This window comes from Vibrio sp. 10N.222.52.B7, from assembly GCF_041474275.1.
GTDB classification, from domain to species: Bacteria; Pseudomonadota; Gammaproteobacteria; order Enterobacterales; family Vibrionaceae; genus Vibrio; species Vibrio crassostreae_C.
On record NZ_JBFRTU010000202.1, the window covers coordinates 1 to 202 of the forward strand.

Sequence of the window (202 nt, forward strand, 5' to 3'; positions counted from 1 at the left end):
GAAGCCGCTCGTGAATACATTGGTTCTGAGTACGGCTCGCAATACCTTCCACCTAAAGCACTTGTATACGGCAGCAAAGAGGGCGCTCAAGAGGCCCACGAAGCGATTCGTCCTTCAAGTGTAGATGTTAAGTCGGAAGACCTAAACGGCGTAGATGCAGACGCACACAAGCTTTATTCGCTAATTTGGAATCAATTCGTTG

Annotated in this window: 1 protein-coding gene; it reads left to right on the forward strand. The window is 48.5% G+C overall.

What is annotated here, in order from left to right; translation table 11 throughout:
* Window positions 1-202 (forward strand): hypothetical protein (locus AB4512_RS22395; protein ID WP_372175739.1); only part of this gene is annotated, 202 nt, incomplete at both ends.